The following is a 14,882-nucleotide window of genomic DNA, read 5'->3' on the forward strand; positions in this document are numbered from 1 at the left end:
AGCGACCAGATGATCGCGGCGCCGTTTTTCTTTTCAGCGAAAGATTATTGCAGCAACTCCGCCAGCGCCAGCGTCACCACCTTGGTGGCTTTCAACAAATCATTGAGGCGCAGGTTTTCATCCGAATTGTGACCGCGCGCCTCCATCAGCGTGCGCGGACCGGCGCCGTACAGGATCGTCGGAACACCTTGCCTGGTGTAATGACGCGCGTCGGTGTACAGCGGCACGCCGTGGGCCTTGACCGGCTCGCCCAGGATGGCTTCGGCATTGCGGCTGAAGGCGCCGATCAGCTTTTCCACACCCGGCAGTTCGGCCAGGGGCTCGGCCAGCAGGATGCGCTGCACGCCGGCTTCGATGCCCGGATAACGCGCCGCAGCGGCGTCGACCACGCGGCGCAGATCGCCTTCGGCGTCGAAGCCCGCTTCTTCCGGAATCATGCGGCGATCGAGCCGGAAGCTCGCCAGATCCGGCACCACGTTGGTATTGATCCCGCCCTTGATCAGGCCGACGTTGAGCGTGGCGTGATCAATGCCGGCGACGGCCGATTTCTTTTCCGCCAGTTCCGCACGATAGGCGTACAGCGCCTGCAGGATGCCGGTCGCCGCTTCGATGGCGTCGATGCCGGTGTGCGGCATCGCGGCGTGCGCCTGCTTGCCCTTGACGGTAACTTCCAGATGCAGACAGCCGTTGTGCGCGGAGGTGATGCCGTAGGCAAAGCCGGCCGAGACCGCGTAGTCGGGCTTGCTCAGGCCTTGCTCGAGAATCCATTTGGGACCGATGTCGCCACCGGCTTCTTCGTCATGAGTAAATTGCAGTTCGATGGCGCCGTTGAGCGCAGCGCCATTTTTCTCCGCCGCGATCAGCGCCAGCAGCGCCCAGGTGTACGTGGCGAAATCCGACTTCGACACCGCCACGCCGCGGCCGTACATGACGGGACCGTGTTCGGCGTCCTGGACGATTTCGCCGCCGTAGGGATCCTTGCTCCAGCCGAGGCCGGGCGGCACCACGTCGCCATGGGCGTTCAGCGCGATGGTCGGGCCGCCGCTGCCGAAGCGCTTGCGCACGATCAGGTTGGCGGCCGAGATCATGCCGTTGGCCTTGACCAGCTCATCCGGCACCACGTGCACTTCCACGTCGAAACCCAGTTGCTCCAGCAAGACTTGGGCGCGTGCGGCGTGCGCAGCGCAATCGCCGGGCGGATTGTCGGACGGCACCCGCACCAGTTCCTGCAGGAAACGTGTTTGCGCGGCGTGTTCCGCATCAAGGAAGGTAACTACGGATTGTTGCAATGAAGACGGCATGAGATGACCTGTAAAAGAAAACTGAGAAGTACCGGAGACTGCTGTAAAAACCGCATACGTGATTGTAGATGTAGAAGACTTGCGCCGCGGGCGTTCAATCTTTGTTCAGTCCCTGTTTATTCTTTGGCCATCGCCCGCGTCCGGCAAAAACGGGCAGCAAGTACGCTTCTTGCATGGGAAGGAATGTCGTTGTCAAAATGCATGGGCAATATCCGATGAAAAATACACAAATGATTGTCGACAATTGCCATCGCGCGGTTGCTGCGGCAATGACGCCCGCAAAGTGCGACGGAACAATCACTGCAGCGCGTTACCGGTGGTGCATGTCGCGCGCCGCCGCGTCGATTTTGGTGCGCAATCTCACCAAATTGTTGCAGATCGTTTTTCCCATTGTCGACAATGCCGGCCGCCGGTATGACTCCTGCATCGTCGCAAACAAGCCGTCGCTTCCGTTCAACCCTTGATGCCGTCTATTCCTGCCATGACCAAACCAAGCAAGACATCCCGCTCGCCCCTGGCTTCGCATCCCGCGGTCCGCGATCATTCGCCGGCCGTCGAGGAGCGCCTCTACCAGGACATCTACGACGCCATCATGGAACATCGCCTGCCGCCGCGCACCAAGCTCACTGAGCAGGTCCTGTGCCAGATTTACGATACCGCCCGGCACACCGTGCGCAAGGTGCTGTCGCGCCTGGCCACCGAAGGCATGGTCGACCTCGAAGCCAACCGCGGCGCCTTCATCGCCAGCCCTTCGCATGCCGAGGTCAAGGACATGTTCGAGCTGCGCAATATCATCGAATACGCGGTGCTCGACAAGGTCGGCCGCGAAGCCAGCACGCGCCAGATCGCCGGCCTGCGCAAGATGGTCGAGGAAGAGCGCAACTCCTACCTGACCGGCGACCGGCCGCGCTGGATCCGCCTGTCGGCGCAGTTCCACCTGGCACTGGCCGAGCTGACCGGCAATGCGCTGCTGGTCGACACGTTGCGCAAGCTGGTCTCGCGCACCACGCTGATGATCGCCAAGACCGAGGCGCCTGGACACAATGCCTGCTCCTTCGACGAACACGACACCGTGCTGGCGGCGCTCGAAAACGGCGACATCGCCCAGGCGCAGGAACACATGGCACACCATTTGCACTTGTGTGAAGACAGGGTCCGCCCCAGCGACGACGATCACTTCGATTTGCGATCGGTGCTGGGCAAGAGCACCTGAACACCGTCTTCTTCATTTCAAAAGAACACATGCAACACATACCAGCAGCAGGCAATTATCCGCGCGACCTGATCGGCTACGGCCGCAACGTCCCTCACGCCAACTGGCCGGGCCGCGCCCGGATCGCAGTGCAGTTTGTGCTGAACTATGAAGAAGGCGGCGAGAATTCCGTGCTGCACGGCGACCCGGCCTCGGAGCAATTCCTGTCTGAAATCATCGGCGCGGCCGCCTATCCGGCGCGCCACCTGTCGATGGAGTCGATCTATGAATACGGCTCGCGCGTCGGCGTCTGGCGCATCCTGCGCGAATTCGAAAAGCGCCGGCTGCCGCTCACGGTATTCGGCATCGCCATGGCGCTGCAACGCCATCCGGAAGTGACCCGGGCCTTCGTCGAACTGGGTCACGAGATCGCCTGCCACGGTCTGCGCTGGATCCACTATCAGAACATGGATATCGAGACCGAGCGCGAACACATGCGTGCTGCGGTCGAGATTTTCCGCGAGCTGACCGGCATGCATCCGCAAGGCTGGTACACCGGCCGCGATTCGCCCAATACACGCCGGCTGGTGGTCGAGCACGGCGGCTTCGCCTACGACTCCGATTACTACGGCGACGACCTGCCGTTCTGGACCCGGGTGGCGCTGGCCGACGGCAGCGAGCAAGCGCATCTGGTCGTGCCCTACACGCTCGACAGCAACGACATGCGCTTCGCCACGCCGCAGGGCTTCAACACCGGCGAGCAGTTCTTCCAATACCTGAAGGACAGCTTCGACGTACTGTACGCGGAGGGCGAGGAAGCCCCAAAGATGCTGTCGGTCGGCATGCATTGCCGCCTGCTCGGCCGACCGGGCCGCTTTGCCGCGTTGCAGCGTTTCCTCGACTACGTGCAGTCGCATGAGCGCGTGTGGATCTGTCGCCGCATCGACATCGCCAACCATTGGCGCGAGCAGCATCCTTACGCCGGCTGAACGGATTTCCGGAGAATCAAAAAAGGCTGAACACCGCGTTCAGCCTTTTTACTTTCCTACGCCTGCCACCTGATCATTCGCCCTTGGCGCCTGCCTCGAACCACTTGCCCAACAGGGCCCGTTCGTCGTCGGTGATGTTGGTCATGTTCCCCAGCGGCATGGCCTTTTGCACCACGGCTTGCTGGTAGATCTGCTGCGCATGCTGCAACACGCCGTCCTTGCTGTCGAGCAGGATGCCCTTGCCCGGCACCGGCATCAGCGTCGGTTTGGCCGCGTGGCATTGGATGCAGCGCGCCTGAATGACCTGCTGCACCTGAGCAAACGCCCCTCCCTCGGAGGAAGAAGAGGAAGAGGAAGAGGAAGAGGAAGCAGCAACCACAACCGGCCTAGCCTGCATCAAAGGACTCATCCAGACAATCACCGCCAGCAGCAAGCCCACAGCAATCCCCGGATACCACCAGTTATAGACCCCCTTGTGCCGCAACACAAAGAACTGCCGGATCAGCACGCCGGCCAGCATGATCAGCAGCAGCACCAGCCAGTTGTTGCCGGCGCTGTAAGTCATGCTGTAGTGATTCGACAGCATCGCGAAGATCACCGGCAGCGTGAAGTACGTGTTGTGCACGCTGCGCTGCTTGCCGCGCTTGCCGTGGATGGGGTCCGGACTCTGCCCCGCACGCATCGACGCCACCATCTTGCGCTGGCCGGGGATGATCCAGAACAGCACGTTGGCGCTCATCACGGTGGCCAGCGAGGCGCCGGTCATGAGGAAGGCCGCGCGTCCCGAAAACACATGGCACGCCACCCAGACCGCAGCGACGACATAGAGCGTGACCAGCACGCCGACCACGCGGTCGCCGCCCGGCTTGTCGCCGAACACACGGCAGATGGCGTCATACACCAGCCAGCCCGCAATCAGGTTGGCCAGCGCCGCCAGCACCGCGGTGGTCGCAGTCATGTCGAGCACGTGCTTGTCGACCAGGAAGGTGCCAGCATTGAACAGATACAGCACCGAGAACAGCGCGAAGCCGGACAGCCAGGTGCTGTACGACTCCCAGAAAAACCAGTGCAGGTTTTGCGGCAGCGTCTTCGGCGCCAGCAGGTATTTCTGTGGATTGTAGAAACCGCCGCCGTGCACCGCCCATAGCTCGCCGCCGACGCCTTTCCCGAGCAGCGCGGGATCGTCCGGCCGGGTCAGGCTGTTGTCGAGCCAGACGAAGTAGAACGATGAGCCGATCCAGGCAATCGCCGTGATGACGTGCAGCCAGCGCAGCAAGAGATTGAGCCAGTCGAAAATGTATGCTTCCATTGCGCCCCGCGTAGTGAGTCGATACCGGAATTGTTTATACCATTACTGACGTCGAAAAAAATGCCGGATCCAAGGACCCGGCACCGAAGGAACTGGGCATGCCGAAGTGACGCCCACATCGGCATGCCCGCAGAAACGCTTAGAAGTGGTATTCGGCGCGGATCATCGGCGTCTTGGCCAGGGAACCCGGGACGTTGTGCGGGTTGCCGAACTTGTTGCGCCAGTATTGATATTCCAGACCGACGCGGAAGGTGTTCTTGCCCATGCCCATAGGCATGCCGACGTCGTACATGATCTGGCCGTCGAAGTTCAGCTCGGGCGCAGTGCCGCCGCCGAATTCGTTCTTGCCCTTGGCGGCGATGTAGTTCACGTAGCCTTCAAAGGCGAAACCGCTGGTGCCGAACGGGATACCCCAGGCGGCGTTCAGCATTGGATGCGTGTCATAGGAGTAACGGCTGCTCATGCGCACGCCGTTGTTGAGCGGCTGATTGCTTTCCCACAGCGCCAGCAGGCTGATGTTGAGGAAGCCCGGAACATCCAGCATCACCGTCGGACCGGCAACGATCATGCGCTTGCGCGAGCTGTAGCCGGGATCGTTTTTAGTGTTCCAGTCAAAACCTGCGGTCAGGCCAAAACCCCGCGCAGGGCCGAAAGAGAGATCCTTGCCGGCGACCTTGCCGATATCCAGCGTATGGCGATAAACAATATAGGCTTCTTGCGATTCGGCGTCTTTGCTATCCGACATCAGCAAATCGACGTTCAGGTAGTTGGTGCCGTATTTGTAGCCGCTGGCATGCGTAAAGTTGACGATTTTTTTTGCGATGTCTTGCGAATTGAACGGCTCGGCAAATTGCGTACCGTAGCGAATACCGATCGAATTGTCGGCCCATTCGGCGGCGTTGGCCGACATGCTGCCCATGGCCGACACAGCCAGCGCTGCGGTAGTCAAGCACATCCCCATTGCACTCTTCTTCATACGTTTTCTCCCTTTGCGTTTCATTGAAAAATAAATCCGGATCCCATCGCTCGTCACGGAGGTAACGCGCGCTCCTTCATTTGCTCACCCATGTCCAACTGGTCTGGCATCGCACCCGGCAAACACCGATGCGCAATCCGCCGGGTCCATCAATGCAAACGCCATGCCAGCCGAAAACAAGACGGCGCAAAACTGTCGACAATGCGGCCGCGGACGCGACAGCCAGGCAAAAAAATGAACCCGGAGAAGAAGACGTCCCCGCAGCGGCCTGAGTCGCTGCGCAGAGTGGAAAACAGCCCGCCCCGGCATGCCCTTGAGATGGTTGCAACGGAAGATTGTCGACAAAATATAGAACGACAGTACTAAACCTGTTTATCGACAAACACCGCTGTTTACAAGGCTTACGGGGGCGTAAGAATACTGTTTTTAGTGCAGCTCTTGCTAGAGCGGTGCAGCAAAGCACCAAATTGTCGCAAATGAAATTTTGGATTGTCGACAAAATAAAGCCCGGCCGCGGGCCGGCCGCAGCGCTGCCTTCGCTGTCGCTGCCGTGCGAGGTTCTTGGCACAGTAAATGCTTTTCAACGAGACATCGTTTGTAGAAACCTGATAACAAAATCGAAGCGCATTGGCGACATCTCTTCACCTGTGCCTCGATCGACCGACCAACTGAGTCATCCACTGAATAACCAACGGGAAGCCCGCCATGCATGCCAACAAGCTCTTCAAGTTCACCGCCGCACTGCTGCTCAGCGCCGCCTGTTCGGCCTCTTTTGCGCAGGAAACCAAGATCAAGTTCCAGCTCGACTGGCGCTTTGAAGGTCCGTCGGCGCTGTTCCTGGTGGCCAAGTCCAAGGGTTATTTCGCGCAGGAGAAACTGGACGTCGTCATCGACGCCGGCAGCGGCTCGGGCAACGCCGTCAATCGCGTGGCGTCGGGCACTTACGACATGGGCTTTGCCGACATGGCGGCGCTGATGGAATTCACCGCCAACAACCCGGGTTCGCCGGGCAAGCCGATGGCCGTGATGATGGTCTACAACGACACGCCCGCAGCGATTTTCTCGCTCAAGAAAACCGGCATCAAGACGCCGGCCGACCTGGCTGGCAAGAAGCTGGGCTCGCCGGTGTTCGACGCCGGCCGCCGCGGCTATCCGATCTTCGCCAAGGCCAACGGCCTGGACGCCTCCAAGGCCAATTGGATCAGCATGGATCCGCCGCTGCGTGAAACCATGCTGGCGCGCGGCGACGTCGACGCCATCACCGGCTTCTATTTCACCTCGCTGCTGAACCTGAACGCTCGCGGCATCAAGGATGCGGACATCAATGTGATGATGTATCCCGACTATGGCGTCAAGCTGTACGGCAACGCCATCATCGCCAATGAAAGCCTGATGAAGACCAATCCGGAAGCGCTCAGGGGTTTCCTGCGCGCCTTCGCCAAGGCCACCAAGGACGTGCTGGCCGATCCCGAAGCCGCCATCAAGGTGCTCAAGGAACGCGACGGCCTGATCGACGCGAAGCTGGAACTGCGCCGCCTCAAGCTGGCCATCTCCAGCGCCATCGCCACGCCGCACGCCAAGGCCGAAGGTTACGGCCAGGTGTTCCTGCCGCGCCTGACGCTGATGGCCTCGCAAGTGTCGGACGCCTACGGCACCAAGACCCGCGTCAATGCGGAAAAGATCTGGACCCCGGCTTACCTGCCATCCAAAGAACTGCTCAACGTGTTCGGGAAATGACCTTGCACGCCGACACTATTGAAGCAGCTGTGGACGCTTCGGCCGACACTTTCATCGACTTCCGCCGCGTCTTCCTGTCCTACGACGGCTCCGACGAATTCGCGGTCGAAGACATTTCCCTGCAAACCAAACAGGGAGAATTCATCGCCATCGTCGGCCCGTCCGGCTGCGGCAAGTCGACCTTCATGAAGCTGGCGACCGGCCTGAAACGTCCCACGCGCGGCAGCATCTCCATCGCCGGCGCCGACGTCACCGGTCCGCTCAAATTCGTCGGCATGGCCTTCCAGGCGCCGACGCTGCTGCCGTGGCGCACCACGCTCGACAACGTGCTGCTGCCGCTGGAAATCGTCGAACCGTATCGGCGCGACTTCAAGAAGAACAAGGCGCAGTACGCCGAGCGTGCGCTCAAGTTGCTCAAGACGGTCGGCCTCGACGGCTATGCCGACAAGTTCCCGTGGGAACTGTCGGGCGGCATGCAGCAACGCGCGTCGATCTGCCGCGCACTGATCCACGAACCGAGGATGCTGCTGCTGGACGAACCGTTCGGCGCGCTCGACGCCTTCACGCGCGAAGAGCTGTGGTGCGTGCTGCGCGACCTGTGGACCGAGCGCAAATTCAACGTCATCCTGGTGACCCACGATCTGCGCGAAGCCGCCTTCCTGGCCGACACCATTTATGTGATGAGCAAACGCCCCGGCCGCATCGTGGCGCGCAAGGAAAATCCGCTGCCGCGTCCGCGCGAACTGGAGCTCACCTACACCGATCCCTTCAACGCCCTGGTGCACGAGTTGCGCGAGCATATCGGCCGCGTCAGAAATACTTAAGCCGAGGCGACCATGAAAAAAACTTCTTCCCTGAACCAGGCCGCGCGCACGATGGCGCCGTGGATATTGCTGCTGGCGATCCTGGTGGTCTGGCAAATCGTCTGCAGCGCGCTGGACGTGTCCGAGTTCATCTTCCCGAGCCCGATGGCGATCATCGAGGCCATGATCGAATTCGCCGGTCCGATTGCGCATCACGCACTGTCGACTTTCTGGGTCACCATGGTGGGCTTCGCCATCGCGGTCGCGGTCGGCGTGTCGCTGGGCTTCCTGATCGGCTCGTCGCCGCTGCTGTATGCCGCAGCCTATCCATTGATGACGGCGTTCAATGCACTTCCCAAAGCCGCCTTCGTGCCGGTGCTGGTAGTGTGGTTCGGCATCGGCGCCGGCCCGGCGATCCTGACGGCTTTCCTGATTTCCTTCTTCCCGATCATGGTCAACATCGCCACCGGTCTGGCGACCCTGGAGCCGGAACTGGAAGACGTGCTGCGCGTGCTCGGCGCCAAACGCATGGACATCCTGCTCAAGGTCGGCATGCCGCGCTCGCTGCCGTATTTCTTCGCGTCGTTGAAGGTCGCCATCACGCTGGCTTTCGTCGGCTCGACCGTGTCGGAGATGAACGCCTCCAACGAAGGCATCGGCTACCTGCTGGTCTCGGCCGGCTCGTCGATGAAGATGCCGCTGGCCTTTGCCGGGCTGGTTGTCATCGGCGCGATGGCGATGGCCATGTACGAGCTGTTCGCGATCATCGAAAAACGCACCACGCGCTGGGCGCATCGGGGTCGCGACGGCGGCAACCGCGCGTGATATTTTTGCAATTTCTCCGATTGTCGACAATCCGGCTTATTTGGCTATGGTAAATTCCGCAGATCATTTGAATAACCTGAAACGCGCGCCACGCCGCGCCGTTTCTGCTAGGGGAAAACCGTGACCGCAACGTCGCCTGCGCGCCTGCAAATAGCGCATATCCGCAAGACCTACCCGGGAGTGCTGGCCAACGACGACATCAACCTGAGCGTCGCGCCCGGCGAGATCCATGCCGTGCTCGGCGAGAACGGCGCCGGCAAGTCGACCCTGATGAAGATCATCTTCGGCACCGTCAAGCCCGACGCCGGCGAAATCTACTGGAACGGCGCACTGGCGCACATCGCCAATCCGCAGATCGCGCGCAAGCTCGGCATCGCCATGGTGTTCCAGCACTTCTCGCTGTTCGACACGCTGACCGTGGCGGAAAACATCGCGCTCGGCCTCGACGCCGACACCGACATGCAGGATCTGGTCGCGCGCATCCGCCAGACCGGTGAAAAATACGGCCTCGAGCTGGAACCCAATCGCCACGTCCACACGCTGTCGGTGGGCGAACGCCAGCGCGTGGAAATCGTGCGCGCGCTGCTCACCAACCCGCAATTGCTGATCCTCGACGAACCGACTTCGGTGCTGACGCCGCAGGCGGTCGAGAAACTGTTCGTCACGCTGCGCTTGCTGGCCGACGAAGGCTGCAGCATCCTCTACATCAGCCACAAGCTCGACGAGATCCGCGCGCTGTGCCACAGCGCCACCGTGATGCGCGGCGGCCGCGTGACCGGCACCTGCGACCCGCGCAATGAAACCAGCGCCGGCCTGTCGCGCATGATGATCGGCGAAGAACTGGTGCGTCTGCGCCGTGAACGGAATCCAGAGTCGCAACGCAACGAGCGCAAGCTGCACGTCAATCGCCTGTGCCTGCCCAAGGCGCATCTGTTCGCCACCGAACTCAAAGACATCGAATGCGAAGTGCGCGCCGGCGAGATCGTCGGCATCGCCGGCGTGTCCGGCAACGGCCAGCAGGAACTGCTGGCGGCGCTGTCCGGCGAAGACCAGCGCGCCGCGCCCAACATGATCATGCTGGGCGGCAGCGCCGTCGGTCACCTGGCGCCGAATCCGCGCCGCGCCAAGGGCCTCGGCCTGGTGCCGGAAGAACGCCTCGGTCGCGGCGCCGTGCCGACACTGAGCCTGTCGGCCAACATGCTGCTGTCGCATCAGAAAGTCCCGTACGTGAAACACGGCATGATCGACTTCGCCTACACGCGCAAGGTCGCCGCCGCCATCATCGAGCGCTTCAAGGTCAAGGCCGGCGGTCCCGATGCGCTGGCGAAAAGCCTGTCCGGCGGCAACCTGCAGAAGTTCATCGTCGGCCGCGAGATGGAGCGCAAACCCGGTGTCTTCATCGTCGCGCAACCGACTTGGGGCGTCGACGTCGGCGCCGCCGCGCAAATCCATGCCGAAATCCTGGCGCTCAAACAAGAAGGCTGTGCCGTGCTGGTGATCTCCGAAGAACTCGACGAATTGTTCGTCCTGTGCGACCGCCTGCATGTGATCGCCAAGGGACGCTTGTCGCCTTCCATCCCGATTGAACAGGCTACGCGCGAGCAGGTCGGCTTGTGGATGAGCGGCTTGTGGAACGATGATGCGCCGCCTGCACCGAACGCCGCTGCGGAGGCTGCACATGGCTAAGGCAATGTTCACCTCGCTTCCGTTCCGGCTCGAACTGCGCGGCGTCCCGTCGCGCCGCATGACCTATCTGTCGCCGGTCATCGCCATCATCCTGACGCTGTTGCTCGGCGCGTTGCTGTTCATGGCGCTGGGCAAGGATCCGATTGCCGGGCTCAAGGTCTTCCTGGTGGATCCGTTCAGCAGCAGGCGCGCCATCAGCGAACTGCTGCTGAAATCGGTTCCGCTGATCCTGTGCGCGCTGGGCCTTGCCGTGTGCTTCCGCGCCAGCATCTGGAACATCGGCGCCGAAGGCCAGTTCACCGTCGGCGCCTTGTGCGCGGGCGCCATGCTGGTGTGGATCGACGTGCCCGACCACGCGATTCCGGGCGGTCTCGGACTGATCCTGATGATCGTCGCCGGCGTGATCGGCGGCGCATTCTGGGCCGGCATCACGGCGCTCTTGCGCGACAAGTTCAACGCCAATGAAATCCTGGTGTCGCTGATGCTGACCTATGTCGCGCAACTGTTGCTGATGTATGCCGTCAACGGTCCGTTGAAGGATCCCAACGGCATGAACTTCCCGCAGTCGAAAGTTTTCTCCAGCGAATTCATGCTGCCGATGCTGATGAGCGGAACGCGCCTGCACATCGGCTTTGCCGTGACCATCGTGGCGGCGATCGTGATGGCGGTGTTCATGATGCGCAGCTTCCGCGGCTTCTCGCTGATGGTCGGCGGCGTCGCCCCTCACGCCGCGCGCTACGCCGGTTTTTCCAGCCGCAATGCGCTATGGGTGTCGCTGCTGATTTCGGGCGGCTTCGCCGGCTTGGCGGGAGCGTTTGAAATCGCCGGGCCGATCGGCCAGCTGTTGCCGTCGGTGTCGCCGGGCTATGGCTTCGCGGCAATCATCGTCGCCTTCATCGGCCGCCTGCATCCGATCGGCGCGGTGTTCGGCGGACTGATCATGTCGCTGCTGTACCTGGGCGGCGAGCTGGCGCAATCGCGCCTGGGCCTGCCGTCGGCGATCACGGGCGTGTTCCAGGGCATGCTGCTGTTCCTGCTGCTGGCGTGCGACACGCTGATCGACTATCGCTTGCGCTGGAAACAGCAAGCTTAAGGAATACGACACATGGACCAACTCGCTCCCCTCATCGCGGCCTCGATCAACGCCGGCACGCCGTTGCTGCTGGCGGCCATCGGCCTGCTGATCAACGAACGCGCCGGCGTGCTCAACCTCGGCGCGGAAGGCATGATGCTGGTCGCCGCCATCGCCGGTTTCGCGGTCGGCTACACCACCAGGAGCCCGCTGCTGGGCTTCCTCGCCGGCGCGCTGTGCGGCATGCTGATGGCGACGCTGTTCTCGTGGCTGGCGTTGGTCCTGGCGACCAACCAGGTCGCCACCGGACTGGCGCTGTCGATCTTCGGCGCCGGCTTGTCGGCGTTCATCGGCCAGCGTTTCGTCGGCCTGGCGCTGCCGTCGCAAAGCACCGGTGTTCCCGGCCTGAACAATCTTCCCTTCGTCGGCCCGGCCTTCTTCACCCAGCACTGGATGGCCTATGTCGCGCTGCTGCTGTGCGCGGCGATTGCCTGGTTCCTGTACCGCACGCGCGCCGGCCTGATCCTGCGCGCAGTCGGCGAGTCGCCCGAGTCGGCGCATGCGCTGGGCTATTCGGTACGCGGCATCCGCTTCCTCGCGCTGCTGTTCGGCGGCGCCTGCTGCGGCCTGGCCGGCGCTTACCTGTCGCTGGTCTATACGCCGATGTGGGTGGAGGGTCTGGTGTCCGGGCGCGGCTGGATCGCGCTGGCCTTGACGGCCTTCGCCACCTGGCGTCCGGCACGGGTCTTGCTGGGTTCGCTGCTGTTCGGCGGCGTGACGATTCTGCAGTTCTATCTGCAGGGCGTCGGCGTGACGATTCCGTCGCAGATCCTGTCGATGCTGCCCTACGTCGCCACCATCGTGGTGCTGGCGCTGATCTCGCGCAATCCGGACTGGATTCGCCTGAACATGCCGGCTTCGCTGGGCAAGCCGTTCCGCCCGGGCGCATCCTGATTTCGTTGTTTGTTTCTTGTTTTTGCCTGCTCGTTTTTGCACATTATTTTTTTAATTGATTCGATTGATTTTTCACCAGGGAGAGAAAGTATGAAGATTTCGCGCAGGGCATCGATTGCGATGCTCGCCACGCTGGCCGCCGCCACCTTGATCGGCTGCGGCAAAAAAGAAGAAGCAACTCCCGCCGCCGCACCTGCGCCTGCTGCTGCAGCGCCGGCCGCAGCCGAACCGCTGAAGGTTGCCTTCGTCTACATCGGCCCGGTCGGCGACGCCGGCTGGACCTTCGCCCACGACAACGGCCGCAAGGCGGTCGAGGCCAAGTTCGGCGACAAGGTCAAGACCACCTTCGTCGAAAACGTCCCCGAGTCGGCGGCCGACGCCGAGCGCGTAATGCGCCAGCTGGCCACCGACGGCAACAAGCTGATCTTCGGCACTACCTTCGGCTACATGGAAGCGATGCTGAAGGTCGCCAAGGAATTCCCGGACGTCAAATTCGAACACGCCACCGGCTTCAAGACCGCCGACAACCTGGCGCAATACGACGTGCGCACCTATGAAGGCGCTTACCTGGCAGGCGTGGTCGCCGGCAAGATGAGCAAGTCGGGCAAGCTGGGCGTGGTCGCTTCGGTGCCGATTCCTGAAGTGGTCCGCAACATCGACGCCTTCACGCTGGGCGCGCGCTCGATCAATCCGAAAGCCACCACGCGCGCGTGGTCTGGGTCAACAAGTGGTTCGATCCGGGCAAGGAACGTGAGGCCGCCACCACGCTGATCGGCCAGGGCGTCGACGTGCTGATGCAAAACACCGATTCCGCCGCCGTCGTCCAGACTGCGCAAGAAAAAGGCGTCTACGCATTCGGCTGGGACAGCGACATGACCAGCTTCGGCCCGAAGGCTCACCTGGCGGCGTCGATGATCAACTGGGGCGTGTACTACACGGCGCGCGTCCAGGCGGTGCTCGACGGTTCGTGGAAGACCGACACCACCTGGCTCGGCCTGAAGGAAAACGGCATCGACCTGGGCGGCTTCAATCCTGAACTGCCGGCCGACGTCAAGGCGCTGGTCGAAGAGCGCAAGAAGGGCATCGCCGACGGTTCCGCGCCGATCTGGAAAGGTCCGATCAAGGACAACACCGGCAAGGAACAGGTCGCCAAGGATGCGGTTGCCGATGACGGCTTCCTGCATGGCGTCAAGTTCTACGTCGAAGGCGTGGAAGGCAAGGTACCGGGCTGATCGTCCGATTCTTCGGATTCATCCGACTTGCCAATGTAGCAATCTGCCGGAGGCCTCTGCGTCTCCGGCATTTTTTTGTGCACCCGCTTTGCCTGCGCGGCGGCATAATGGCTTCCTTGCCCAAGGAGATCCGCCATGCCCAAGCCGCTTCCCACCCGTCTCCTGCACGTCACCATCGAACGCGTCGTACAGGACGTGTATCGCTTCGTCGCCAATCCTGAAAACATGCCGAAATGGGCTTCCGGCCTGGGCAAGGGCATTCATCAAGTCGACGGCAAATGGTTCGCCGATACGCCGGAAGGCAAGCTGGAAGTCCGTTTTGCGCCGGCCAACGACTTCGGCGTGCTTGACCACGAGGTGATCCTGGCGTCGGGCGCCGGCGTCGTCATCCCCATGCGCGCAGTGGCCAACGGCGACGGCTGCGAGCTGACCTTCACCCTGTTCCGTCAGCCCGGGATGAGCGATGACAAATTCAACGAAGACACCGCCTGGGTGACGCGCGACCTTGAAGCGCTCAAGGCCTTGCTGGAAGCCTAAAGCCTTTATCCGGCCGCCGCGCTGACTGTATAATGCCAATCCAACACCGGCCCCGCGCCAGACGGAATCCCCCCGAACGCAATGAACCTGCCGTTTTCCCACCGGGAAAACGCGGGCACTGAACAACTTATGCAAAAAGCTCGCAAACCGATCGACATCAAGATATCCACGGTGGTCGCCATTTCCGCGATCCTGCACGAAACCGATCCGGCAGCGCTGGACCAGGCCCTCAGGGACATATCAATTATAATGTTATTCGGTAGCAGGTT

Annotated in this window: 13 protein-coding genes and 2 pseudogenes; 12 read left to right on the forward strand and 3 right to left on the reverse strand. The window is 61.9% G+C overall.

The window, feature by feature from the left end:
* Window positions 1-44: 44 nt before the first annotated feature.
* Window positions 45-1,301, reverse strand: a complete 1,257-nt coding sequence (locus tag HLUSI_RS0115335) for a M20/M25/M40 family metallo-hydrolase (RefSeq protein WP_040503533.1) — start codon at window positions 1,299-1,301, stop codon at window positions 45-47.
* A 215-nt stretch (window positions 1,302-1,516) separates the two neighbouring features.
* Between HLUSI_RS0115335 and HLUSI_RS32760 the strand changes: the two genes are divergently transcribed.
* Genes HLUSI_RS32760 through puuE form a run of 3 tightly spaced genes read left to right on the forward strand, consistent with a single transcriptional unit; the run spans window position 1,517 to window position 3,482 of the window.
* The gene (locus HLUSI_RS32760) at window positions 1,517-1,765 is read left to right on the forward strand and encodes a hypothetical protein (protein WP_157137878.1); all 249 of its coding nucleotides are present in this window, start codon (window positions 1,517-1,519) and stop codon (window positions 1,763-1,765) included.
* Between the two features lie 17 nt (window positions 1,766-1,782).
* Window positions 1,783-2,514, forward strand: coding sequence for a GntR family transcriptional regulator (locus tag HLUSI_RS0115345; protein ID WP_016834822.1), 732 nt, complete (start codon window positions 1,783-1,785; stop codon window positions 2,512-2,514).
* A 29-nt stretch (window positions 2,515-2,543) separates the two neighbouring features.
* Window positions 2,544-3,482, forward strand: coding sequence for an allantoinase PuuE (puuE, locus tag HLUSI_RS0115350; protein WP_016834823.1), 939 nt, complete (start codon window positions 2,544-2,546; stop codon window positions 3,480-3,482).
* 73 nt (window positions 3,483-3,555) lie between these two features.
* Here puuE and HLUSI_RS0115355 read toward each other — a convergent pair whose 3' ends face one another.
* Together HLUSI_RS0115355 and HLUSI_RS0115360 are read right to left on the reverse strand one after the other, a co-directional pair.
* Window positions 3,556-4,791: a urate hydroxylase PuuD gene (locus HLUSI_RS0115355; protein WP_016834824.1), complete on the reverse strand. Its 1,236-nt coding sequence runs from the start codon at window positions 4,789-4,791 to the stop codon at window positions 3,556-3,558.
* 139 nt (window positions 4,792-4,930) lie between these two features.
* Entirely contained in the window at window positions 4,931-5,767 is an 837-nt protein-coding gene (locus HLUSI_RS0115360; RefSeq protein WP_029363575.1) for an outer envelope protein, read from the reverse strand.
* Between the two features lie 705 nt (window positions 5,768-6,472).
* Here HLUSI_RS0115360 and HLUSI_RS0115365 point away from each other — a divergent pair.
* The 9 genes and pseudogenes from HLUSI_RS0115365 to HLUSI_RS34210 all read left to right on the forward strand — a co-directional run.
* A complete protein-coding gene (locus tag HLUSI_RS0115365; protein WP_016834826.1) occupies window positions 6,473-7,504 on the forward strand; it encodes an ABC transporter substrate-binding protein in 1,032 nt (343 codons plus the stop codon).
* Window positions 7,501-8,328, forward strand: a complete 828-nt coding sequence (locus HLUSI_RS0115370; RefSeq protein ID WP_016834827.1) for an ABC transporter ATP-binding protein — start codon at window positions 7,501-7,503, stop codon at window positions 8,326-8,328. Before HLUSI_RS0115365 ends, HLUSI_RS0115370 begins: the two co-directional genes overlap by 4 nt.
* Window positions 8,329-8,340: 12 nt before the next feature.
* Window positions 8,341-9,132 (forward strand): ABC transporter permease, encoded by a 792-nt coding sequence (locus HLUSI_RS0115375; protein WP_016834828.1) that lies wholly within the window; start codon window positions 8,341-8,343, stop codon window positions 9,130-9,132.
* A 120-nt stretch (window positions 9,133-9,252) separates the two neighbouring features.
* Window positions 9,253-10,818 (forward strand): ABC transporter ATP-binding protein, encoded by a 1,566-nt coding sequence (locus tag HLUSI_RS0115380; protein WP_029363578.1) that lies wholly within the window; start codon window positions 9,253-9,255, stop codon window positions 10,816-10,818.
* Window positions 10,811-11,911, forward strand: coding sequence for an ABC transporter permease (locus HLUSI_RS0115385; RefSeq protein ID WP_029363579.1), 1,101 nt, complete (start codon window positions 10,811-10,813; stop codon window positions 11,909-11,911). The genes HLUSI_RS0115380 and HLUSI_RS0115385 overlap by 8 nt, the downstream gene beginning before the upstream one ends.
* 12 nt (window positions 11,912-11,923) lie before the next feature.
* On the forward strand, window positions 11,924-12,844 hold the full coding sequence (locus tag HLUSI_RS0115390) for an ABC transporter permease (protein WP_016834831.1): 921 nt from the start codon (window positions 11,924-11,926) through the stop codon (window positions 12,842-12,844).
* A 90-nt stretch (window positions 12,845-12,934) separates the two neighbouring features.
* Window positions 12,935-14,076, forward strand: a pseudogene (locus HLUSI_RS28875) (BMP family ABC transporter substrate-binding protein).
* Between the two features lie 135 nt (window positions 14,077-14,211).
* Window positions 14,212-14,613, forward strand: a complete 402-nt coding sequence (locus HLUSI_RS0115400; protein ID WP_016834832.1) for an SRPBCC family protein — start codon at window positions 14,212-14,214, stop codon at window positions 14,611-14,613.
* Window positions 14,614-14,694: 81 nt separating this feature from the next.
* Window positions 14,695-14,882 (forward strand): annotated as a pseudogene (locus HLUSI_RS34210) (hypothetical protein); the annotation flags it as partial.

Origin of the sequence: Herbaspirillum lusitanum P6-12 (assembly GCF_000256565.1) — a bacterium.
GTDB classification, from domain to species: domain Bacteria; phylum Pseudomonadota; class Gammaproteobacteria; order Burkholderiales; family Burkholderiaceae_D; genus Herbaspirillum; species Herbaspirillum lusitanum.